The organism is Pectobacterium colocasium (genome assembly GCF_020181655.1).
GTDB lineage: Bacteria > Pseudomonadota > Gammaproteobacteria > Enterobacterales > Enterobacteriaceae > Pectobacterium > Pectobacterium colocasium.
Window position 1 is genome coordinate 1,487,206 of the sequence record NZ_CP084032.1, and the last position, 21,848, is coordinate 1,509,053.

Consider the following 21,848-nt stretch of genomic DNA (forward strand, 5'->3'; position numbering starts at 1 on the left):
AAATCACGCTCTGGCTTTACCGTTTCAGCAAACCGGTTTCCCCCTTGTGCAATAACAGATAAACCGCAGGGATCACCAGCATTGACAGCAGAGGCGCGCTTACCATGCCGCCTATCATCGGCGCGGCGATCCGCTGCATGATTTCGGAACCGCTGCCTCCGCCCCACATAATGGGCAGCAGGCCTGCCATAATCGTTGCTACGGTCATCATTTTTGGCCGTACCCGCAGAACAGCCCCTTCGTGGATAGCATCCATTAACTGCTGGCGCGACAGAGCCTGACCGGCCACGCAGTGTTTTTCCACCGCATGATTGAGGTAGAGCAGCATGATGACGCCAAATTCCGCCGAGACACCCGCCAGTGCAATAAAGCCTACGGCACCGGCTACAGAAAGATTATAGCCAAGGATATAGAGCAGCCAGACGCCACCAATCAACGCGAAGGGCAGCGTTGCCATAATCAGCAACGCATCTTTGATGCGGTTGAAGGTGACATACAACAGCACAAAAATGATCAGCAGCGTAAAGGGAACAACGACTTTCATTTTTTCCGTCGCGCGTTCCAGATACTCAAACTGACCGGACCAGCTCAGCGACACCCCTTCCGGCAGCGTGACCTGCTGGGCGACGGCCTGCTGCATATCTTCAACGGCGGATTTCAGGTCACGGCCGCGCAGATCGACATAAATCCAGTCCGACAGACGACTGTTCTCGCTTTTCAGCATGGGTGGCCCTTCACTGACGCGAATATCAGCCAGTTCTGCCAGCGTCACTCTGCTGCCGTTTGCCGTCACAATGGGCAGGTCGCGCAATTTTTGCAGTGAATCACGTAATTCACGCGGATAGCGGATATTGATGGGGTAACGCTGACGACCTTCAATGGTTTCGCCGATATTCTGCCCGCCGATGAGCGTTGCGACCACCGACTGAAGCTCCTCAACAGACACGCCGTAGCGCGCGGCGCGTGGGCGGTCGATATCAATATCGATATAGCGCCCGCCTGCTAACCGCTCCGCCAGCGCAGAGGTCACGCCCGGCACCTGTTTTACCACCTGCTCGATTTGCTCGGCTGTACGCTCAATATCTGCCAGATTATTGCCGTTGACCTTGATGCCCACCGGGCTTTTGATGCCGGTAGCCAGCATGTCCAGTCGGTTGCGAATCGGTGGCACCCACACGTTGGCGATGCCCGGCAGGCTGACGGTGCGATCCAACTCGGCCACCAGCTTGTCCATGGTCATGCCTTCACGCCACTGGTTGCGCGGTTTCAGCCGAATCGTACTTTCCAGCATGGTGAGCGGAGCGGGGTCGGTTGCCGTTTCGGCCCGACCTGCTTTACCGAAAACCGATTCAACTTCGGGTACGGTTTTAATCAACCGATCCGTTTGTTGCAGCAGGCGACCCGCTTCACGCGCGGAGATGCCGGGCAGGGTAGAAGGCATATACAGCAGAGCGCCTTCATCCAGCGGCGGCATAAATTCGCTTCCCAGACGGCTGAGCGGAAAGAGCGTGAGCAGCAACAGCAGGCCGGAGACCAGCAGCGTGATCTTTGGATAGCTCAGCACTTTTTGCAGCACCGGGTGATACAGGGCGATAAGCCAACGGTTAATCGGATTTGCCTGCTCGTCCGGTATCTTACCGCGCACGAAATACCCCATTAATACCGGAACCAGCGTAATCCCTAATCCGGCGGCAACGGCCATGGCATAGGTTTTGGTAAAAGCCAGCGGTGAAAACATGCGGCCTTCTTGCGCCTCCAGTGAGAACACCGGTACAAACGACAGCGTAATGATCAGCAGGCTGCAAAACAGCGCGGGACCGACTTCCACCGCCGCCCGTTCCGCTAACTGCCACCACTCGTTATTTTGCGGCTGCTTGCCCGGGTTTTCATGCCGCCACTGCTCAATGACTTTATGCATATTTTCTATCATCACAATCGCGGCATCCACCATGGCACCGATAGCAATCGCGATTCCGCCTAGTGACATGATATTCGCGTTCACGCCCTGATAGCGCATGATGATAAACGCCCCCAGTATCCCCAGCGGCAGGCTGATAATCGCCACCAGCGCCGAGCGGAAGTGGAACAAAAACAGGGCGCAGATGACGGCGACAACTGCAAACTCTTCCAACAGCTTAAAGCTGAGCGTGTCGATAGCGTGTTCTATCAACTGCGAGCGATCGTAGGTTGGGACGATCTCAACGCCCGCTGGCAGGCTTTTTTGTATCTCCTGTAACCGTGCCTTGACGGCATGCAGCGTATTCAGCGCATTTTTACCATAGCGCAGGACGATAATGCCGCCCGCCACTTCACCTTCGCCATTCAGTTCGGCGATGCCGCGTCGCATCTCCGGCCCTTCTCTGAGCGTAGCCACGTCCTGTAACAGCACAGGAATGCCGTTGCGGGTGGTAATCACCACGTGGTTAAAGTCTTGCGCGGTTTTCAGATAGCCAGTGGTGCGTACCATATACTCCGCTTCACCCAGCTCAAGCACGGAGCCGCCATTTTCCTGATTGGCTGCCTGCACGGCACTCACGATCTGCTGGTGGGTGATGCCCTGCGTCCGCATCCGTTCTGGAGCGACGATGATCTGATACTGCTTGACCATACCGCCCACACTGGCGACTTCTGCCACATCAGGAACCGTTTTCAGCTCATATTTCAGCAGCCAATCCTGAAACCCGCGCAGGTCGGCCAGGCTGTATTTGCCGCTGCGATCGACCAGCGCGTATTCGTAGATCCAGCCTACGCCAGTGGCATCCGGCCCCAGCGAGGTTTTGGCCTCGGCGGGCAGGCTGGATTGCACCTGACTGAGGTACTCCAGCACGCGGGAGCGCGCCCAGTAAGGATCGGTTCCGTCCTCAAACAGCACGTAGACGTAGGCATCGCCGAACATGGAAAAGCCCCGGACTGTCTTGGCGCCCGGCACGGAAAGCATGGTGGTGGTGAGCGGATAGGTCACCTGATTTTCCACCACCTGTGGCGCTTTCCCCGGATAGCTGACGCGAATGATGACCTGCACGTCAGACAGATCGGGAAGAGCATCCAGCGGCGTTTTTTGCAGGGAAAGCAGCCCCCACGCCGCCATGAATAGCGCCGCCAGCAAAACCAGCAGGCGATTGTTGAGCGACCAGCGAATTACGTAGGCAATCATGGATGGCCTCCGTGTCCGGCATGCGGATCGTCAGTAGCGGAAAAATGCAGAACGTGTATCCCGCTGTCGTCCATGCTGAACTGGAAACGCACGGTGCTGCCGAGCCCTACGCCCTGAGGCAGCCCTGATGGTGGCAGAGTGAAGTCCATCGTCATTGGTGACCAGTTGAGCGCCGGAACGGCTTCGTGCTCAATGGTAACCTGATTGCCGTTGATTGCCCTGATGACGCCCTGTGTTTGATAGCCAGCCGAGGTAGCTGGCGTTGCTGGGTTTTCTGATGTCTCTGCATCAAATTGCGGTAAGGCGCTGCGCAGGCTGGCTTCGGAATCAATCAGGAACTGGCCAGAGGTGACTACGCTGTCGCCCGCCTTTAAGCCCTCGATGATTTCGACCCAGTCGCCTAGCGACGCACCCACAGTGACGTTACGCGGGGTAAAATGGCCGTTCCCGTCGCTCAGCAAGACCCGATTCTGGCTACCACTGACCAATAGTGCTTCCTGTGGGATCGCCAGACGCGGCTGTGCCTGAGCGTGAGAAAGCTGTACGGTGAGGTACATGCCGGGTTTTAGCTGCTGCTGTGGGTTGTCGAGTACAACACGCGCTTTTAACGTGCGCGTGGTGCTATCCAGCACGGGCAGCAGCTCGCTGATTTTGCCGTGGAAGGTTTTGCCCGGCCAGGCAGTGCTGGCGGCGCTGATGTCGCTGCCAATCGTGAGCTGCGCCGCCTGTGACTCGGGATAATCGACATCGACCCAAACTGGATTCAGGCTGGCAAGCTCAAATAACGACTGAGCAGGGCTTAACTGCATGCCTTGCCGTACTTCGAGCTTGTTCACGTAGCCATCTTCCGGTGCAGTAATGGCGATCCTATCCTGCGGCTTGCCGCTACGCTCGACCTGACGAATCACCGTTTCCGGCATGAAGAGCAGCGACAGCCGCTGTCGGGCCGATTGGCTAAGGATATCGTCGCCCAACTGCCGCACTGCCAAATATTCGCGCTGCGCCGCTGCCCAGGTTGGGTTCCACAATGTGGCCAACGTTTCGCCTTTCTTCACCTGCTGTTGCAGCGCATTAACCGTAAGTTTTTCGACAATGCCACCGCTGGGCGCGACGAGCGTGTGCAATCCGCGCTCGTTGATCGCGACGGTGCCGTAACCCGTGCTACGGTCGGCAAGTTCGCGAATTTCCGCGCGGGCGGTGCGGACGCCGAGGTTTTGCTGCTGGCGGGCGCTGACGGTGATACCGCCATCATCCTGTACTTCATCGGCGTAGCGGGGCACCAGTTCCATATCCATAAAGGGGGATTTTCCCGGCTTGTCGAAACGTTTATCCGGCACCATTGGGTCGTACCAGTAGAGGGCGGTACGTTCTGTCTCAATTTCCACGGGGGCGTGCGATGTTTGCTGTTGACCCACCAGATAGCCCACGCCGCCCGCACTGATCACAGCCAGTGTCACCAGACTAAACATGAGTGATTTTCTCGTTACGTTTTTGTTCATCGCGCAGGGCTTCCTTGTGGTGTCAGATAGCGGATGGCAGCCCAATATTGTGCCATCTCCCGGGCGGTATCCTGAACCGCGATCCGGCTTTCAAGCAGCGCTCGGCGGGCATCCAGTACGGCAGCGAGATTACTGCTGCCGGATTGATACTGAGCCTGAATCAGCTTGATGCGCTGCTGTTGTAGCGGGAGAACGTCGTTACTCTGACGCTGCCAGCGTGACTGTGCGGCGAGATATTGGGCAATCAGCGTATCGAGCTGCGCCTGATGTTCTCGTTCGGTGAGTAAGACTTTGTCGCGTGCCTCCATACTGCGCGAGACGTCTGCGGCGTAGTCCTTGTCCTGACGTTTGGAGGTGAACAGCGGCAAATCAACCGTCACCATCATGCCCGCCATGTCGTCGTAATCGTCACCACGTTTCGCGTAATAGACTTCAACATCGACATTAGGGATGGCAGCAACGGCTGACTGCGCGGAGCGAGCCTGTGCCAGTTCGGCTTCACGCCGTGCCTGTTGCATTTCCGGGTGCTGGTGAATGGCGCTGCTCAACACTTCTGGTGACGCTGGCAGTCGTTCAAAACGGGGCAGTTCGCCGTGCACGTTAATGGCCGTCATGCCGGTCAACTGCACGAGTCGAACGTGCGCGATCTGAGTATCTCGTTCCGCGTCGGCCAGCTTGTCCTGCATGGTTGCTAGTGTCAGACGAGCATCCAGCACGCTACTGGTTTCACCGCCAGCCGCCACATTCGCTTTTTGTGACGCGATCTGCCGTTGGCTTTCGTTGACCAGTGCAACGACGTCGGCCAATGCTTTTTGCGAGAGTGCCAAATCCAGCCACGCCTGTGCCGTTTCCCGTTGCAGGCGAGCACGGATACTTTCGCTATTACTTTGCAGTGCGTCGGCTTCGACCCGAATAGCCTGTGCCTTACTATCACGCTTACGGCTGCTGACGTAGGTTTGCATGACGCCGATACGTTGCATCGTCATGCCTTCACGCGTGAGTCGGCTACCGTTGTTACCGCCTAATGGCAAATTCTCGACGCCAAATTTTAATTTGGGATCGGGGAGTTGCGTGGCGGAGTCGGCCATGTTCTGTAGTGCATTAATCTGGTGTTGATTGGCGGACAGATCGGCGGAATAACGTTCCGCCGCCTGTAAGGCCTGTTCAAGACTCAGATCTGCCGCAAATACGGCGGCAGGCAGCCACAGCAACATCGCCAGACACGCGCGCGCGGCATCGTGTTTGGATAAGTTCATGATGTGCTCCGGTTAAGGCTGCTGTGGTGTAATCGCGGTCAGAATGTAGCCGTTGTCGTTCTGGATAAAGCTGAACGAAACGGACGTGTTGATGGGTAACGGCGCTATTTTTCCCTCTGATGGCAGCGTGAAGGCCATCGTCATAGCCGGCCATTTTAGGTCGGCGATGGGGGCGTGAGAGATCGTCACGCTATTGGCGTTCCACTGTTTAACCATCCCGGTGCTCTGATAAACAACGGGAGTGGCCGCAGGAGGTGTGGTATGCATCATCGCGTGATGCTGGTGGTCGTTTGCCCACGCGGAAAAGGTAACGGAAGAAACAGAAAAAAGCAGGCCGCTAATCAGAGCCAGATAAGTGATATGCATAAAAATAATCCCAATATACTCGTAATACTTCAAGTTGCATGTGCGTTGGCCGCGTTCAGTCACCCGAATCACTTACCTGAGTAAGCTCATCGGGATGCCTTCTCTTGCCGCGTTACGAGGCGCATAAATGAGCCTCGCCCTGCGGGCCAACGCTTTGCGTTGTTCAAAACGCTAACGTTTTGTCCTGAAACTCGAATTATTTGGAGTGTAAAAATAATTGATAAACAAGGTATTGCGCTCGCTGGCGCAGGGGTTATCAATCGCTTGGGTTATTCTCTGAATCGACAGAAGCGGATCTCAGCTGGCGGGCCAGCTGCGGGAGGAGAGAGCCAGGCATCGCATGCCTGATTAAGGGTGACAGGGTTGTCTGCTAAAACCAGCTCACCGCTGACCGGCAGTGCGAGTAATGCCAGCGAACCGTTATCCTGCTTAACGCTATCCGGTATGCAGTGCTTTTCGCACAGTGATGTTTGCTGGTCGGCAGTGTAAGACGCTTCAGCCGTATGCTGAGCGTGAGACGATAATGGCTGAACGTCAGCCTGTTGCAGATGTGCCTGATGCTGAAGAGCGGGGGATGTCTGGCTGAGCGTCATATCGCATTGGTGACCTGCGATATCCAGTTGTGCATTCAGGAAAAGCCAGCACATCGCCAATAGCCATCCCCACCTGCCTTTATGGCGCAGATGATGAATGAGTAATGGAGACCGTGATGATGCGGACATGGCATTCCCTTTTTGGATGTCATAGAAGTGTAAGCGTCTGAACTGGAAGCGAGCAAGCGGGGAATGGCATAGTTTTGTAAAGTCGTGTAGTAAATTGGCAGAACCCTATCTGCCAATGTTATCAATGGGTTAATTATCTTTTGCGGTTCGGTTACTGTACGAGAAACTGGTACGTAGTATCCGAACGGTAGACTTTTCCCGGTTTGAGCCAGCAGTCGGGCTGCGGCCAGTCTGGGTGATTCGGGCTGTCCGGCAGGAATTCGCTTTCCAGCGCGACGCCAGCATAGTTTTCATACTGACCACCGTCTCGCGAAGGCGTTCCAGCCAGAAAGTTGCCGCTGTAGAGCTGCAAGGCGGGGGCGCTGGTGAAGACGCTCATCAGCACGCGGCCATCGGATGACCAGAGATTAGCTGCCGGGCTCTCGCTGGAAGCGCAGGTGCGATGCAGTAAGTAAGCGTGATCGTAACCGCCGACGGCCATTTGATCGCTGTCGCGCAGGAAATCCTCTTCGAGCGTTTTTGGCTGGCGGAAATCCATTCCGGTCGTGTTTACTGGTGTCAGGTCAGCGTTGGGAATTCCCGAGCTATTGACCGGTAAATAATAGTCAGCAAACAGCTGCAATTGGTGTTTACGTACGTCAGTCAGATCGCCGTCAAGGTTGAAATAGGCGTGGTTAGTCAGACAGACGGGGCAGGCTTTCTCTACGGTCGCCTGATACGAAATTTCCAGCGAATTATGTTCGGTCAGCGCGTAGGTCACCTGTACGTTGAGATGCCCTGGATATCCTTGATCGCCATCCGGCGAGTGCAACTGATACGTCACCTGCGCGGCATCCTGACTGGCTATTCGCCAGCGACGGGCGTGAAAGCCTTCCGGGCCACCGTGCAACTGGTGCTCGTTCTGGTTTGGAACCAGATGGAACGTTTCGGTTTCTCGACTGAATGTGGCTTTGGCTATGCGGTTGGCATAGCGGCCAATTGATGCACCGAGATAAGCGCTTTGTTGCGGATACTGCTCGGGCGATGCACAGCCCAATAAAACCTCTCGTACTTCACCTTCAGGCAGCGGGAGTTCACAGGAAAGCCAGGTTGCCCCCCAGTCCATCAGGCACACGCGCATGCCCGCCTGATTCTGCAAGGTTGTTAATTGAAACGGCTGACCATCTGGCGCCAGCGAAGTGAGACTTTCATTCAACATGACTTGCTCCTGTAGAGGTCTGAGAAGATAGAGAGGATTGGCCGATAGTTTCAAATAGGGGAAGGTTGCAGAAATTAGCTCTGCTACGCTTCCCTTAATTTGTCACTCGGCGTGAAAAAACGCCGTTATGCTTCGTCGAACCCATTGGGGTGGTTGGACTGCCAGCGCCAGGTGTCCTGCGCCATTTCTTGCAGTGAGCGTGTGACTCGCCAGTTAAGGTCTTTCGCTGCACGCTCGGCATCTGCCCAATAAGCGGGCAGATCGCCCTGACGACGCGGGGCAAAATGGTAAGCCAGCGGCTTGCCACAGGCCTGACTAAAGGCTTCGACGACCTGCAATACACTGTAGCCTATGCCTGCACCCAGATTATAAATATGCACGCCAGCACGATTTTTCAGGGTGTTCATGGCGGCGATATGACCGTCAGCCAGATCGACAACGTGGATGTAATCTCGCACGCCAGTGCCGTCAGCGGTAGGGTAGTCATTACCGAAAATCGCCAGCGAGTCGCGACGTCCGACAGCAACCTGAGCGATGTAAGGCATCAGGTTATTGGGCACGCCCTGCGGATCTTCGCCCATTTCACCCGATGGATGTGCGCCAACCGGGTTGAAATACCGCAACAGCGTAATACTCCATTCCGGTTCTGCATGCTGTAAGTCTTGCAGGATTTGCTCGACCATCAGCTTGCTGCGGCCATAGGGGCTGGCTGGGTGGCCCGTTGGGAAACTTTCCTGATAGGGGGTACGTGGTTGATCGCCATAGACGGTGGCTGAGGAACTAAAAATCAGGTTTTTCACGCCTGCTTTCTTCATTGCCTCTACCAGCACAAGTGTACCGTAGACATTATTGTCATAGTAACTCAGCGGTTCACGCACCGATTCCCCCACGGCTTTCAAGCCGGCAAAGTGGATGACAGAATCAATGGAATGCTTAGCGAAAATATCGTCCAGTAGCGCGCTGTCGCGAATATCGCCTTGATAAAAAATGGGCGTTTTGTCGGTTAAGCGTGTAATAGTTTTAACGACGCTAGCCTTGCTGTTGCACAAGTTATCGAGAATGACCGGCGTGTGCCCAGCAGCCAGCAATTGTACGCATGTATGACTTCCTATGTAACCGCTACCACCTGTGACGAGAACGTTCATAATAACCCCTATTATCGCAATGCTGCAAAATAACATGGCTAGACGCTGAAAAAGGTGATCTACAGCGAGAATCTGCCTCTGTTATCGATGATTTATTTACGAATAAATTTAGTGAAGCGTAGGCTACAGTGTATATGAGCTCAGCTTTCTGCCCTACATTTTATTTTGTGGTAGCGTTATCATTCCTGTTTTTAGGTGTTATTTACATAGCTCATCAATTTGGTAGCGATAGATGTCGTTGTGAGGCACAAAAGTGAGCCGGTGTGTAATACACTCTGGCGCGTCTTCCGCATGGTGAGAGACAAAGAGGAGCTGCGTTTCGCCCTCGCCAATCAGGATGTCTAACCAGCGGCGCACCAGTTGGCGATTGAGTGGATCCAGCCCCTGTAGGGGTTCGTCAAGAATGAGCAGGGCGGGGTGCTTGACTAACGCACGTGCAATCAACGTCAGACGCTGCTGACCCCAGGAGAGCGACTGAAATGGCGTATCAGCGATCGCGCCATTAAGCCCAAGCAGGGTGAGCCACTGCTCGGTCAGGTGGCGCTGGCGGTCGGAAACAGCCTGATAAATACCGATAGAGTCAAAGAAGCCAGACAGGATAACGTTGCGAACGCTGGTGCTGACGCGGTAATCCAGATGGAAACTGCTGCTGACATAGCCGATGTGGCGCTTGATATCCCAGATGGTTTCCCCGCTGCCGCGTTTACGGCCAAACAGCGTGAGATCGTTGCTATAGCCTTGCGGATGATCGCCGGTAATCAGACTCAACAGCGTCGATTTTCCTGCGCCATTGGGGCCGACAATCTGCCAATGCTGTCCAGGCAGTACGTCCCATGTCAGTGCATGCAGAATGGGGCGATCGTTGTATTGCACCACGCCGTTACGCAACTGAATACGCGCTTCGTCAGCGGGAAGTGTCATGTAGCGCAGCGGATCTTCGGGTTCTGGCAGCGAACTCCCTGACAGCTTTTCGCTAAAAGCAAGTTGAGCCACCAGCGCTTCAGAGAGGATCGTTTCACGCTCGCCGAGGCGGGTCAGGGTACAGTCTGCCAGTACGCCGACATGGTTGATAAAATCAGGAATGTCGTCAAAGCGATTGAGAATAAGCACCAGCATATAACCCGTGCCTGCCAGTTTTCGCAGCTCATCAGCAAGCTGCTGGCGAGAGGCAACGTCCAGCCCATCAAAAGGCTCATCGAGAATCAGCAAGTCGGGCTGGGGCATCAGCGCCTGACACAGCATCGCTTTACGGGTTTCCCCTGTAGAGAGGTATTTGAAACGACGCTCCAGCAAATGCGCAATACCAAATTGGCGTGCCAGCTGTTGGCAACGTTCGGGATCGTTGAAGCTATCCTGAATCACTTCTGCCGTCGTGCGGCCAGTGTCATCTTCACCTTCACTCAGTAGATCGGTGTTATTGCGTTGCCACTCGTCAGAAACCAGTTTTTGTAATTGTTCAAACGACAGACGAACGGGGCGTTGGAATTCCGTTGTTCGTTCACCACGCAATAGCGGCAGCTCGCCGGATAGCGCCCGCGCCAGCGCTGATTTACCACTCCCGTTGGCCCCGACAAAGGCCCAGCACTGGTTTTCGTCGAGCGTCAGTTCGTCCAGACGCAGCATGCGGGTATCGCTGAGACGAAACAGTCCCTGCGTGATTTTCAACAATGACATTTTCTATCCTTCGTCAGTCGGCGATAAGCGATGTTGGTAAATGTTAGCAAAGCGTGGCGATGATGACCCGATCAGCATTGAAACAGGCATTCACGTCCGTTCCCTGTTGCAGCTTTTGTTGCTCAAGCAGGGCGTTCGGTACCATTGCGCACAGTGCTTCTCCCCCTGTCAGCGTAATCAGAACTTCGCTGTTTTCCACACCGTGCTGAATGGTCTCAATTCGCCCAGGCAAGACGTTATCAACGGCGGGCGCAGCGGACGTGGCAGCGTACACATCGATCCACGGGGCTTTGATCAGCGCCAGCACCTCTTTTCCTTTCTGTAATTGCAGACGTTCGGCGCTTTGCTGCGTAATCAGGGCGCTGATCGTTGTTTTACCATTAGCGAGTAAAATATCCAGATGTTGTTGCACCTGTTCTTCACCGCGTGCGAGCACGGTTCCAAAAAATTGGTTACGTGCGCTGGTTTGCAGCGAGAAACGCGCGATGGCTGCCAGCAGGCTATCCAGCGGTAGTCCGTCTTCCTGCAAGACATCAAAGGCTTTTTGCTGAATCTGCGCGAGCAAATCGTACAGCTGGAGAAGACGTTCGCCGTAGCGGGTGAGCTGAGCCCCGCCACCGCCTTTGCCACCGGTCATACGCTCGACGATGGTCTGTTCGGCCAATTGATTCATCTCATTGATGGCATCCCACGCGCTTTTATAGCTAATCCCCGCTAGCTTGGCGCCCTGACTGATTGAACCGGTATGACGAATTTGCTTGAGCAATTCAATGCGCCGCGGATCGGCGAATAAACGCTGTTGGAGTTTCAGGGTGAGAAGAATTTCAGCCTGCATAGTGAGGGCACCGTCGGTGAGTTTAATTCTCTGTATTGTCGCTATTTTCTTCATCAGGGGCAAATCGCACAAATAGACGCACTATTTTCTATTACTGCGGTAGACTACGTGGCAATAATGACGATCTCGGTTTACAGTGAAATAGCACATTCGACGAGCTAAAGTAGCGGTAACCGTTGCAATAAGTGAGGTAAGCATGTTGGAGTTGTTGAAGAGCCTGCTGTTTGCAGTTGCCATGGTTCCTGTGATGATGGTGGTTATCATGGGCGCGATTTATTGCCTGGGCGAAGTGTTTAACGTGTTGTCCCGTATCGGTCATTCCGACGGTCAGCGCGCAAAGAATCAGCACTGATTCACGATCCTTTCCTATTTTGATGTCCGGCTTTTTTGCCGGACATTTCTTTTCTACCCCCCATATCTACCTCTTTAAAGCGCATGACACTGCTTTATGATTCGTTATATCATTATTTACACAACGATAATTGTCAGGAGACAAGAATGAAGCAGCAATGGTTAAAATGGTTTGCCGCACTGACCCTCAGTGCAGGAATTGCGCTGCCTGCGGCGGCAGAAGATAAAGTCACGGTGTTCGCCGCGGCATCACTGACGAATGCGTTGCAGGACATTGCTACGCAATATCAGAAAGAGAAAAACGTTGCCGTTGTAGCGTCTTACGCATCATCTTCAACGCTGGCGCGCCAGATTGAGCAAGGTGCGCCTGCCGATCTGTTCATTTCTGCTGATCAACAATGGATGGACTACGCGCAGGATAAAAACCTGATGGATACCACCACGCGTCACACGCTGCTGGGCAATGAGCTGGTGGTGATTGCGCCGAAAGCCAGTGCGCAGAAAGATCTCAAAATTGATGATAAAACCGACTGGAAAAGCCTGCTGAAAGGCGGACGTCTGGCCGTTGGCGACCCGGATCATGTGCCTGCCGGAATCTATGCGAAAGAAGCGTTACAGAATCTGAAAGCCTGGGATGAACTCTCCCCACTGATGGCTCGGGCGAACAACGTACGTGCAGCGATGGCGCTGGTGGAACGTGAAGAAGCGCCTCTGGGCATTGTTTACGGTTCTGACGCGGTTGCCAGCGATAAAGTCAAAGTTGTCGGTATGTTCCCGGCAACGAGCCATAAGCCTGTCGAATATCCGATGGCGATCGTAAAAGAACATAAAAACCCAGCGGTTACCGGGTTTTATGACTACCTGAAAACGCCGGAAGCAGCAGCTGTATTTAAACGTTACGGCTTCGCGCCGCGTTAATGATGCTGAGTGATTACGAATGGCAGGCAGTTGAGCTGAGCCTCAAAGTTTCCGTTGTGGCTGTGGCGTGCAGCTTGCCGTTTGGGATACTGATGGCGTGGATTTTGGTGCGCTGTCGGTTCCCCGGCAAATCGCTGTTAGATAGCATTATCCATTTACCACTGGTGTTGCCGCCAGTGGTCATTGGTTATCTGCTGCTGGTGGCGATGGGAAGACGCGGCGTAATCGGTTCCTGGCTCTATGACTGGTTCGGCTTCAGCTTTAGTTTTAGCTGGCGCGGTGCTGCATTAGCGTCGGCGATTGTCGCGTTCCCGCTGATGGTTCGAGCGATTCGGCTGTCACTGGATGCTGTCGATAAGCATCTGGAACAGGCTGCCCGAACACTGGGTGCCACACCCTGGCGTGTGTTTTTCACCATCACATTACCTCTCTCTTTTCCTGGCATCGTTGTTGGAACCGTATTGGCGTTTGCCCGTTCGCTGGGTGAATTTGGCGCGACCATTACGTTTGTTTCTAACATTCCCGGTGAAACCCGAACCATTCCACTGGCGATGTATACCCTGATTGAAACGCCCGGTGCGGAGGCTGATGCAGCAAGACTGTGTATCATTGCCATTGTCTTGTCGCTGGCTGCGCTGTTGGCATCGGAATGGTTAACAAACTGGAGCCGCAAGCGGTTGGGGGGATAATGCTGCAACTCGATTTTCATCAACAACTGGGCAACCTCGAACTCCGCGTTCAGTCTGAACTGCCCGCGAACGGGATTACCGCTATTTTTGGCGTATCCGGTGCGGGGAAAACCTCGCTGATTAATGCCGTTGTTGGCCTGACTCGCCCAGATAGCGGGCGGATTGTGCTCAATGAGCATGTCTTGGTGGATACGCAGCAGCGTGTTTTTCTTCCACCGGAAAAGCGTCGAATCGGCTACGTATTTCAGGACGCTCGCCTGTTTCCACATTATCGTGTACGTGGCAATTTACGCTACGGTATGGCTGAGGTCATGGAATCGCAGTTCGATGATATTGTCGGTTTACTGGGTATTGAACCGTTGCTGAATCGCTATCCACGGACGCTGTCCGGTGGAGAAAAACAGCGTGTCGCGATTGGCCGGGCATTGCTGACTGCGCCGGAGCTGTTGCTCATGGATGAACCGCTGGCGTCGCTGGATTTGCCCAGAAAGCGTGAGCTGTTGCCGTATCTGGAGCGTCTGGCGAAAGAAGTCAAGATTCCGATTCTGTATGTCAGCCACAGTCTGGAAGAAATTGTTCGATTAGCCGATCATGTTGTAGTGCTCGATAAAGGCAAAGTGAAAGCACAAGGGATTCTGGAAGAAGTGTGGGCCAGCAGCGCACTACGCCCCTGGTTACCGAAAGAAGAGCAGAGCAGTATTCTGAGTGCGCGCGTGTTGGCTCAACATGAGCATTACGCGATGACGGCGCTGGCATTAGGTGACCAGCAGGTGTGGGTCGGTAAAGTCGACTTGCCGCAGGATGCTGCATTACGCATTCGGGTGAATGCGGCGGATGTTTCTCTGGTGCTACAGCCGCCGGAAAAAAGCAGTATCCGCAATGTGCTGTGTGCCAGCGTGGTGGAATACCTTGATGTAGACGGACAGGTTGAAGTGAAACTTGAGGTTGGTCAGCAGACGCTGTGGTCCCGCATTACGCCGTGGGCACGAGACGATCTCGCACTTCATCCCGGGCAAGCGCTCTATGCGCAGGTTAAGAGCGTGTCCATTACGGCGTAATGGAGGTCAATGCGGTTTTTCTCTGTTGCAGTGAGTTGGTCGATAATAAAGTCGTGACTTTCTGGCAGTAGCCTGTGGTTTATGGACGCATGTTGTCAGGTTCGAAGCCTCATCGCCGTGTGCTACGGTGATGAGGCTTCCGTATAGATGCCTCGCACCGTGGTAGCCCTCGCTCTCTCAAGCCTTACACGATCGACATTCTTCTCAGTAACGACGTTTTAACCGTCGTTTTCTTCCCTATTGTCAGGGTGATCAACATGTTGTGACGACAATCACTTGCGGCAACACTGTCACCGCATGTTTCCCAGCTTGAGCTGTCATTCATTGAATGACGCGAATGAGATCCTTATCACTGGAAAGTGATATAGCCATAGCGTAGCTGGCTGTTTTCGCGCAATGATCGGGTATCTGCTTTGCTTGAGGGGAAAAGAAGAATGACGCACTTTGTTTTAGTGGGCGATGTCGGCGGCACCAATACGCGTTTGGCGCTGTGTGACGCCATGACGGGCGAGCTGTCGCAAATCGAGACGTATTCCGGGCTGGATTTCCCTTCTTTGGAAGGGGCAGTCCGTGATTATCTCGATTCGCGACAGGTCACGGTGCAGGATGCCTGTATCGCGATTGCCTGTCCGATTACCGGTGACTGGGTGGCGATGACGAATCACACCTGGGCATTTTCCATCGCTGAAATGAAAGTGAGTCTGGGCTTACGCCACTTTGAAGTCATCAACGACTTTACCGCAGTTTCTATGGCGGTGCCGGTGTTGGGGAGTGAGAGTCTGCTCCAGTTCGGAGGCGGGGAGCCAGTACCGGGTAAGCCCGTCGCCGTGTATGGTGCAGGCACGGGTCTGGGGGTTGCTCACTTGGTTCATGTTGCCAATCAATGGATTAGTTTGCCGAGTGAGGGCGGGCACGTGGATTTCGCGCCGAATAGCGATGAAGAAGACAACATTCTGGCGGTATTGCGCCAGTCGCTGGGGCACGTTTCCGCAGAGCGCTTACTCTCCGGTCAGGGGCTGGTGAATATTTACCGTGCCGTGGTGCTGTCCGATGACCGTACGCCGGAGGCGCTCGAGCCGAAAGATATTACCGAACGGGCCGTCAACAACACGGATGTGGATTGCCGTCGCGCGCTGTCGCTATTCTGCGTCATCATGGGACGATTTGGTGGCAATCTGGCGTTAAATTTAGGCACATTTGGCGGTGTTTATATTGCGGGCGGCATCGTGCCGCGTTTTCTTGAGTTTTTTAAAGCTTCCGGCTTTCGGGCAGCCTTTGAAGACAAAGGACGATTGAAGAGCTATATGCAGGATATCCCTGTGTACCTGATTACCCATGAACAGCCGGGATTAATGGGAGCGGGCGCTTACCTGCGTCAGGTGCTCGGCAACGCGCTATAAGTGAGCGTGTTCGTTGAACGCAATCAGGCAATCGCCTAATACGGCTTGCTTGCCTGATTGCATCATCGTTGGTTAGGCCAGAATGCGGGTGCGGATGACATCTGCGATGCTGGGTTCCTCATTGCTGCCAATCACCAAATCGGCACGTGCTTTGATTTCATCGGCGCTGTTGCCCATGGCGACACCCAATCCAACGCCTTCCAGCATGCTGATATCGTTAAAGTTATCGCCGAATGCCACGACGTCTTTCATACTGATGCCCTGTTCGCCAAGCCATTGCTGAAGCAGTTTGCCTTTGCTGTTACCGGTTTGAGCGATATCAACTTGATCTTGCCATGACCACTCACAGGCCAGTCCGAGCTGCTTTTCCACTTCCGCGGCGAAATGGTTTAGCGTAGGGACATCGGCGTGTGTGGTCGCGAATTTCCAGATGGCGTGGGAGGCTTCCGTTTGGCGCACCAGATTTTCCACCTGCGCAAAGCGGGGGCGCTGTTGTTCCGGCAGGTTAGCCGCCCATGCCAGCGTGCGAACGACGTGCCCGGTAGGATACTGGTAATACATATCGTCATCAGCATACATCAGCCCATGAATATCACATTCCTCCAGCAGTGCGATGACGTTTTTTGCCTGTTCAACAGAGAGTGGATTGGTGTGTGATGCCTGGCCCTGCTGGTAATCATAGACGTAGGTACCGTTACAGCAGATAGCGGGCGTATCTAACTGCAATCCCTGATAAAAAGGGTGAATGGCTGAGTGGTGGCGCCCGGTGACGATCATCACTTTTATACCTTGCTGGCGGGCTAGCGCGAGTGCGCTAAGCGATTCGGGCAGGATTTTTTTCTGTTGATTCAGCAGCGTACCATCAAGATCAAGTGCAATTACTCGGTAGGTCATCGTTGTCTCGCAAATAAAAATGTGGATATCGAATTAACCTTACGATAAAGGACGCGGCGAGAAATAGACAGACAACAACGAGATAAAAGTGTCTTAGATCTATTTGATGACGAATGATGCCGTGAGGCGGTGGGAAATCGGGCTAAACGGACGATTTTACAACGCTATTGTCGATTTTCTATGCTTTCAACGGCTTATCATCTATTTTTTAAGCAGTTGACCACAACGTTGCTTTACAATGTGCGGCTTACTGTTTATAGTGCGCGTCATTGCGGAGGAGTGGCCGAGTGGTTGAAGGCACCGGTCTTGAAAACCGGCGACGCGAAAGTGTTCTAGAGTTCGAATCTCTACTCCTCCGCCACTTTCAATATTCAAATCTTCATCTTTTTTATCTCGTTATTTCCTGCTTCTTCATTCTCTCTGACGATTTACCGTCGCAATATCTCTTCATTCATTATCGCTACATCTTCAGCGTCTATTAATCAAATCGTTTTCCAGCCAGTATAAAATTACGCCGACGACATAACGCTGCTCTTCGTCACTCAGCGGCTGGTGTTGGGCGATATGATGCCATTTTTCCAGACATCCGCGACAGCAGGTTGCGGTGGCGTGTTGTGCAATAAATACGGGATGGCCGCGCATCGGGGTCTGCTTGCCATCATTGGCCGGATCCGCCGGTGCCAGTTTGCGTGCGATAAAATCGGCGGCGTGGGAGGCGATCGTTTCTTTACCTTTGCTGTAGCAATAGTCTCGCTCTTTGGCACCCAACTTAAAACGCTGGCGGAAAGGGGAACGCGACAGCCGGGAAAACAGCGAATCAAACGTGGTCATAACCTAAAGTCCGTAAAACATGAACGATGCAAAAAATAGGGACATGCGGACGCTGCCGTATCAATCATTACTTAAATCAGCCATTGCTTAAATCAATAGTAGCCTTGCGATGTCTCTGTAGAATAAAGTGATTAGTCATTTATGGTATACCGTGCGTCAGGTTGAGCAAGTTCGTTATCCTTCTGATGAACCTCTTTTTGAGCCTTCCTGAGCCGCTACATTCGCGTGAAACAAGGAGAATACGATGCAGCAAGTGGTTTATGTCGCCAGCCCGGAAAGCCAGCAGATTCATGTTTGGCAACTCGGTGCTCAGGGAAATCTGACATTATTGCAAACCGTTGAGGTTCCAGGGCAAGTTCAGCCGATGGTGATCGCACCGAACAAGCGCCACCTGTATGTTGGCGTTCGTCCTGATTTCCGGGTTCTGAGCTATCGTATTGATGAACAGGGTAAATTGACGCAAGCAGGTGTGGCATCTTTACCTGGCAGCCCGACGCATTTGTCGACCGATAATGACGGACGTTTCCTGTTCAGCGCATCTTACAGTGGCGCTTGCGTGAGTGTTAGCCCAATCGGTGCTGACGGCATCGTTGGCGAGCCTATTCAGCAGTTGGATGGATTGGAAGGATGCCACTCTACCAATGTCGATCCAACCAACAGTGTTGTATGGGCGCCTTGCCTGAAAGAAGACCGCATCCGTTTGTACGATCTGGGGACGGCGGGCGAATTGAGCGAGCATCGTCAGGCTGAAATAACGACGGTAGCGTGTGCCGGTCCACGCCATATGGCTTTCCACCCCAATCAGCGTTTTGCCTATTGTGTGAATGAACTGGACAGCTCGGTGGATGTGTACCAGTTGGATGCAGCCAGCGGCGACTTGCAGAAAGTACAAACGCTGGATGCTATGCCAGCAGGTTTCAGCGACACGCGCTGGGCGGCAGATATTCACATTACGCCGAATGGCCGTTTCCTGTACATCAGCGATCGTACTGCCAGCCTGCTGAGTGTTTTCCAAGTGTCTGAAGACGGCAGCACGTTAACGCTGGCGGGTCATCAGCCAACCGAAACGCAGCCGCGCGGTTTCAATATCGACAATACCGGTGAGTTCCTTATTTCAGCAGGGCAGAAATCTCAGCACATCGAGGTGTATCACATCGACCAGAACACGGGCGATCTGCAACCGCTGGCGCGTTATGCCGTCGGTCAGGGGCCAATGTGGGTGTCGGTGCTGGCGCTGAACTAAACAAGCCAGGCACAACATTGAGATTAAGCCCTGTATTTATCCGCAGGGCTTTTTTTCGATTAACCCCGGTATTCGATAATCGACAAACCCGCGTTGTAATCCGTGCTGTAGATGATGCCGTCGGCATCCACAAACACATCGCAGGACTGAATAATCTGCGGCCTGCCGGGACGTTTATCGACCATGCTGGCTGGTGCAGCAGGCACCAGCGCACCGGTTTCTTTCGGCTGGTACGGGTTACTGATGTCGTAAGCCCGCACGCCCGCATTTTGATACGTTGCGAAGATCAGTGACGAACTGATGAAGCTGCCGGGTCGGTTTTCATGCAGATTATGTGGGCCAAAGTGTGCGCCTTTTTTCACATAGTCTGTTTCTTTTGGCTGCGGGAAGGTGGCGATGCTCACCGGGTTACTCGGTTCACGAATATCGAACACCCAAATCAACTTCTCGCCATCTTCCTGATTATCCAATACGGCTTCATCCAACACGATTAGCAAATCGCGATCCGGCAGCGGCAGCGCCGTGTGTGTGCCGCCGCCAAACGGTGGACTCCAGTTACGGTGACTGATGAGCTGTGGATTGGTGCGATCGCTCACGTCCAACAGCGTTAGCCCGCCATCGCGCCAGCTTCCATAGGCGGTGTCGCCGCTGATGATGGCGTGGTGCAGGGCATAACGTTTGCCCTCTGGCCAGTTTGCGGTTTCCCCACCGGCGGTGTGCATGCCGGGTAGCCAGTAGCGGCCAGCAACCTCAGGGCGCTGTGGATCGGCCAGATCGATAGTCAGAAAAATATAGTCGCTGTAGCCATCGAGCAGCGCGGAGACGTAGGCCCAGCGTCCACCCACGTACCAGATGCGATGAATGCCAATGCCGTCCAGCGGCAGGAAGCTGATTTCACGCGGTTTATCCGGCGTTGAAATATCGAAAATCCGTAATCCGGCGCTCCAGCTTTTGCCCTGCTGTTTGGTACTGACCGTATTGGCGACGGAGCGGGTGTAATAGACCTTTTCCTCGGCGAAGTTGGCATCGGCAAACAAATCGCGTGCGTTAACGACAAGCAGCAGGTCATCATGGGTTTGTAGGTGGATATTCCAGGTACCGGGCGGGGCAGCAATAAACCCCGCAGGCTTGGGATTTTTGGCATCGCGCACATCCACAATCGACACGCCTTGTGAAACCATGTGCCCGATGTAAGCGTAGCCGCGATGAACCATCACCTGCACGCCGTCGGGTCTGCCGCCCTGATCGCTGTGTCCAATCAGCCGCATATTGCGGCTGTAATCAGGAGTGGGCAGAGGAGTCGATGCCATAACGTTATCTCCGTATTATTTTGCCTGTTTGGCTTCCAGTGTAGCAAACCACGGTGCGATAAAATCATCCGTGTGACCCCAGCCTGGGATGATTTTCGCTAATCCTGCGACGTTGACTGCACCAGCCTGACTGGCTAACAGCGCCTGCGGAATGGCTGCGGCGCGGAACTCGTAGGTTGCTGGCGTGGGTTCACCGGCTATCTTGTTGGCAACCAGACGCAGGTTAACTTTACCGATCAGTTTTGGATCCACCGCCACACTGACTTTCCACGGGCTGCTCGCTTCACGCATCAGCTGTAAATCCTGATTGGAGATGTCGATGCTGTACAGTTTGATTTCAGTCCGGCCGTTTTCTTTCAATGCCTTATAAGCGCCCTGGCTGAAGGCATCCCACGATCCCCAAATTGCGTCAATTTTGCCTTTCGGGTATTTCGCCAGCACCGCGCCAACTTTGTTGGCGGTATCGCCCTGTACGTCAGAGGACACGGCACCAATCGATTCCAGTTCCTTGATGCCGGGGTTAGCTTTCAGGATCTGCTGATAGGCGAGCTGGCGGCGTTCCATCGGTGGGAAGCCTGCGACCCACAGCTTGATGATATTGGCTTTACCGTTGAAATCTTTCACCAGTTGGCCGAGTGACTCGTTAGTTAGCGAGGTGTCATCCTGTTGGGTAACGGTCACGCCGGGAATGTCGCCATTCACGGCAGTATCAAACACGGAAACGGCAATACCGCTGTCGACGATACGTTTAATCAAATCGGTAGAGTAGGGATCGCGCCCCTGTGACAGGATGATGCCGTCATATTTCTGGCTAATAGCCTGATTCACGAAATCCTGAAAGCGGGCATCGTCGCCGTTGCTCAGGAAGGTGCTGACCTTGAAGCCCAGCTTTTTGCCTTCTTCGAGTACGCCGGAAACAAACTGCGTGGTGTTGTCGTCCGATCCCAGATTACGGATAACCGCGATGCGAACCGGGCCATCATGATTGGCGATAGCCGCTGGAACGGGAGCAATTGTGGCGTTCTGATTGGCCAGTGCCGGTAATGCAGTCAGTAAGCTCAGTGCAAGCAGGGCGGGCGTAAATCTCTTCATTATCAGCTCCATGGCGTTTTATAAATTGATGTCGTGTTGATTGCAGTATTGTTATGTTCTCTGCGTCATTACTTTATAGCTGTCTTTATGTCTGGATGTCTATTTAAAAATGATACTGCATCATAGCCGCTGAGCGATAGTCGGGAAAGAGGGGAGCATTATGACGTTTGGGTTTAAGTTATAACGATTCGTGCTGACTGCGGATAAAAAAGA

At 53.8% G+C, this 21,848-nt stretch carries 19 protein-coding genes and 1 tRNA gene; 7 read left to right on the forward strand and 13 right to left on the reverse strand.

Annotation, left to right across the window (positions count from 1 at the left end):
* Window positions 1–16: 16 nt before the first annotated feature.
* From LCF41_RS06620 to modE, 9 genes are all read right to left on the reverse strand, one after another.
* Entirely contained in the window at window positions 17–3,154 is a 3,138-nt protein-coding gene (locus LCF41_RS06620; protein WP_225087374.1) for an efflux RND transporter permease subunit, read from the reverse strand.
* Window positions 3,151–4,653: an efflux RND transporter periplasmic adaptor subunit gene (locus LCF41_RS06625; protein ID WP_225087375.1), complete on the reverse strand. Its 1,503-nt coding sequence runs from the start codon at window positions 4,651–4,653 to the stop codon at window positions 3,151–3,153. Before LCF41_RS06625 ends, LCF41_RS06620 begins: the two co-directional genes overlap by 4 nt.
* A complete protein-coding gene (locus tag LCF41_RS06630; protein WP_225087376.1) occupies window positions 4,650–5,909 on the reverse strand; it encodes a TolC family protein in 1,260 nt (419 codons plus the stop codon). The genes LCF41_RS06625 and LCF41_RS06630 overlap by 4 nt, the downstream gene beginning before the upstream one ends.
* 12 nt (window positions 5,910–5,921) lie before the next feature.
* Window positions 5,922–6,275 carry a copper-binding protein gene (locus tag LCF41_RS06635; RefSeq protein ID WP_225087377.1) on the reverse strand — a complete coding sequence of 118 codons (354 nt, stop codon included), beginning with the start codon at window positions 6,273–6,275 and terminating at the stop codon, window positions 5,922–5,924.
* 269 nt (window positions 6,276–6,544) lie between these two features.
* On the reverse strand, window positions 6,545–6,997 hold the full coding sequence (locus tag LCF41_RS06640) for a hypothetical protein (protein WP_225087378.1): 453 nt from the start codon (window positions 6,995–6,997) through the stop codon (window positions 6,545–6,547).
* A 151-nt stretch (window positions 6,998–7,148) separates the two neighbouring features.
* Window positions 7,149–8,195 carry a galactose-1-epimerase gene (gene galM, locus LCF41_RS06645; protein ID WP_225087379.1) on the reverse strand — a complete coding sequence of 349 codons (1,047 nt, stop codon included), beginning with the start codon at window positions 8,193–8,195 and terminating at the stop codon, window positions 7,149–7,151.
* Window positions 8,196–8,320: 125 nt separating this feature from the next.
* Complete coding sequence (gene galE / locus LCF41_RS06650; RefSeq protein ID WP_225087380.1) at window positions 8,321–9,340, reverse strand: UDP-glucose 4-epimerase GalE; 1,020 nt, start codon at window positions 9,338–9,340, stop codon at window positions 8,321–8,323.
* A 198-nt stretch (window positions 9,341–9,538) separates the two neighbouring features.
* Entirely contained in the window at window positions 9,539–11,014 is a 1,476-nt protein-coding gene (modF, locus tag LCF41_RS06655) for a molybdate ABC transporter ATP-binding protein ModF (protein WP_225087381.1), read from the reverse strand.
* A 43-nt stretch (window positions 11,015–11,057) separates the two neighbouring features.
* Entirely contained in the window at window positions 11,058–11,849 is a 792-nt protein-coding gene (modE, locus tag LCF41_RS06660) for a molybdenum-dependent transcriptional regulator (RefSeq protein WP_225087382.1), read from the reverse strand.
* 196 nt (window positions 11,850–12,045) lie between these two features.
* On the opposite strand from modE, the gene LCF41_RS06665 reads away from it, so the two are divergent.
* From LCF41_RS06665 to glk, 5 genes are all read left to right on the forward strand, one after another.
* On the forward strand, window positions 12,046–12,201 hold the full coding sequence (locus LCF41_RS06665; RefSeq protein ID WP_010285329.1) for an AcrZ family multidrug efflux pump-associated protein: 156 nt from the start codon (window positions 12,046–12,048) through the stop codon (window positions 12,199–12,201).
* A 146-nt stretch (window positions 12,202–12,347) separates the two neighbouring features.
* On the forward strand, window positions 12,348–13,118 hold the full coding sequence (modA, locus tag LCF41_RS06670) for a molybdate ABC transporter substrate-binding protein (protein WP_225087383.1): 771 nt from the start codon (window positions 12,348–12,350) through the stop codon (window positions 13,116–13,118).
* Window positions 13,118–13,807, forward strand: a complete 690-nt coding sequence (modB, locus tag LCF41_RS06675) for a molybdate ABC transporter permease subunit (RefSeq protein WP_015839546.1) — start codon at window positions 13,118–13,120, stop codon at window positions 13,805–13,807. The genes modA and modB overlap by 1 nt, the downstream gene beginning before the upstream one ends.
* On the forward strand, window positions 13,807–14,865 hold the full coding sequence (gene modC, locus LCF41_RS06680) for a molybdenum ABC transporter ATP-binding protein ModC (RefSeq protein ID WP_225088114.1): 1,059 nt from the start codon (window positions 13,807–13,809) through the stop codon (window positions 14,863–14,865). The genes modB and modC overlap by 1 nt, the downstream gene beginning before the upstream one ends.
* Window positions 14,866–15,299: 434 nt before the next feature.
* Window positions 15,300–16,265, forward strand: coding sequence for a glucokinase (gene glk / locus LCF41_RS06685; RefSeq protein WP_225087384.1), 966 nt, complete (start codon window positions 15,300–15,302; stop codon window positions 16,263–16,265).
* A 72-nt stretch (window positions 16,266–16,337) separates the two neighbouring features.
* Here glk and LCF41_RS06690 read toward each other — a convergent pair whose 3' ends face one another.
* Window positions 16,338–17,159, reverse strand: coding sequence for a pyridoxal phosphatase (locus tag LCF41_RS06690; protein ID WP_225087385.1), 822 nt, complete (start codon window positions 17,157–17,159; stop codon window positions 16,338–16,340).
* A 273-nt stretch (window positions 17,160–17,432) separates the two neighbouring features.
* Here LCF41_RS06690 and LCF41_RS06695 point away from each other — a divergent pair.
* Window positions 17,433–17,520: transfer RNA gene (locus LCF41_RS06695), tRNA-Ser, on the forward strand.
* 107 nt (window positions 17,521–17,627) lie between these two features.
* Here LCF41_RS06695 and LCF41_RS06700 read toward each other — a convergent pair.
* Entirely contained in the window at window positions 17,628–17,990 is a 363-nt protein-coding gene (locus tag LCF41_RS06700) for a DUF4186 domain-containing protein (RefSeq protein WP_225087386.1), read from the reverse strand.
* Between the two features lie 244 nt (window positions 17,991–18,234).
* On the opposite strand from LCF41_RS06700, the gene pgl reads away from it, so the two are divergent.
* Complete coding sequence (pgl, locus tag LCF41_RS06705; RefSeq protein ID WP_225087387.1) at window positions 18,235–19,233, forward strand: 6-phosphogluconolactonase; 999 nt, start codon at window positions 18,235–18,237, stop codon at window positions 19,231–19,233.
* A 59-nt stretch (window positions 19,234–19,292) separates the two neighbouring features.
* On the opposite strand, the gene LCF41_RS06710 is transcribed toward pgl, so the two are convergent.
* The gene (locus tag LCF41_RS06710; protein ID WP_225087388.1) at window positions 19,293–20,543 is read right to left on the reverse strand and encodes an LVIVD repeat-containing protein; all 1,251 of its coding nucleotides are present in this window, start codon (window positions 20,541–20,543) and stop codon (window positions 19,293–19,295) included.
* A 15-nt stretch (window positions 20,544–20,558) separates the two neighbouring features.
* Window positions 20,559–21,635, reverse strand: a complete 1,077-nt coding sequence (locus tag LCF41_RS06715) for a sugar ABC transporter substrate-binding protein (RefSeq protein ID WP_225087389.1) — start codon at window positions 21,633–21,635, stop codon at window positions 20,559–20,561.
* Between the last annotated feature and the right edge of the window lie 213 nt (window positions 21,636–21,848).

Bases quoted from the DNA above. Each gene is read 5' to 3' on its own strand.
- LCF41_RS06715 (WP_225087389.1), bottom strand. From the start codon at position 21,635: ATGAAGAGATTTACGCCCGCCCTGCTTGCACTGAGCTTACTGACTGCA.
- modB (WP_015839546.1), top strand. From the start codon at position 13,118: ATGATGCTGAGTGATTACGAATGGCAGGCAGTTGAGCTGAGCCTCAAA.
- LCF41_RS06625 (WP_225087375.1), bottom strand. From the start codon at position 4,653: ATGAACAAAAACGTAACGAGAAAATCACTCATGTTTAGTCTGGTGACA.
- modF (WP_225087381.1), bottom strand. From the start codon at position 11,014: ATGTCATTGTTGAAAATCACGCAGGGACTGTTTCGTCTCAGCGATACC.
- LCF41_RS06700 (WP_225087386.1), bottom strand. From the start codon at position 17,990: ATGACCACGTTTGATTCGCTGTTTTCCCGGCTGTCGCGTTCCCCTTTC.
- LCF41_RS06635 (WP_225087377.1), bottom strand. From the start codon at position 6,275: ATGCATATCACTTATCTGGCTCTGATTAGCGGCCTGCTTTTTTCTGTT.
- modA (WP_225087383.1), top strand. From the start codon at position 12,348: ATGAAGCAGCAATGGTTAAAATGGTTTGCCGCACTGACCCTCAGTGCA.
- pgl (WP_225087387.1), top strand. From the start codon at position 18,235: ATGCAGCAAGTGGTTTATGTCGCCAGCCCGGAAAGCCAGCAGATTCAT.
- LCF41_RS06710 (WP_225087388.1), bottom strand. From the start codon at position 20,543: ATGGCATCGACTCCTCTGCCCACTCCTGATTACAGCCGCAATATGCGG.
- galM (WP_225087379.1), bottom strand. From the start codon at position 8,195: ATGTTGAATGAAAGTCTCACTTCGCTGGCGCCAGATGGTCAGCCGTTT.
- LCF41_RS06620 (WP_225087374.1), bottom strand. From the start codon at position 3,154: ATGATTGCCTACGTAATTCGCTGGTCGCTCAACAATCGCCTGCTGGTT.
- glk (WP_225087384.1), top strand. From the start codon at position 15,300: ATGACGCACTTTGTTTTAGTGGGCGATGTCGGCGGCACCAATACGCGT.
- LCF41_RS06630 (WP_225087376.1), bottom strand. From the start codon at position 5,909: ATGAACTTATCCAAACACGATGCCGCGCGCGCGTGTCTGGCGATGTTG.
- modE (WP_225087382.1), bottom strand. From the start codon at position 11,849: ATGCAGGCTGAAATTCTTCTCACCCTGAAACTCCAACAGCGTTTATTC.
- LCF41_RS06690 (WP_225087385.1), bottom strand. From the start codon at position 17,159: ATGACCTACCGAGTAATTGCACTTGATCTTGATGGTACGCTGCTGAAT.
- modC (WP_225088114.1), top strand. From the start codon at position 13,807: ATGCTGCAACTCGATTTTCATCAACAACTGGGCAACCTCGAACTCCGC.
- galE (WP_225087380.1), bottom strand. From the start codon at position 9,340: ATGAACGTTCTCGTCACAGGTGGTAGCGGTTACATAGGAAGTCATACA.
- LCF41_RS06665 (WP_010285329.1), top strand. From the start codon at position 12,046: ATGTTGGAGTTGTTGAAGAGCCTGCTGTTTGCAGTTGCCATGGTTCCT.
- LCF41_RS06640 (WP_225087378.1), bottom strand. From the start codon at position 6,997: ATGTCCGCATCATCACGGTCTCCATTACTCATTCATCATCTGCGCCAT.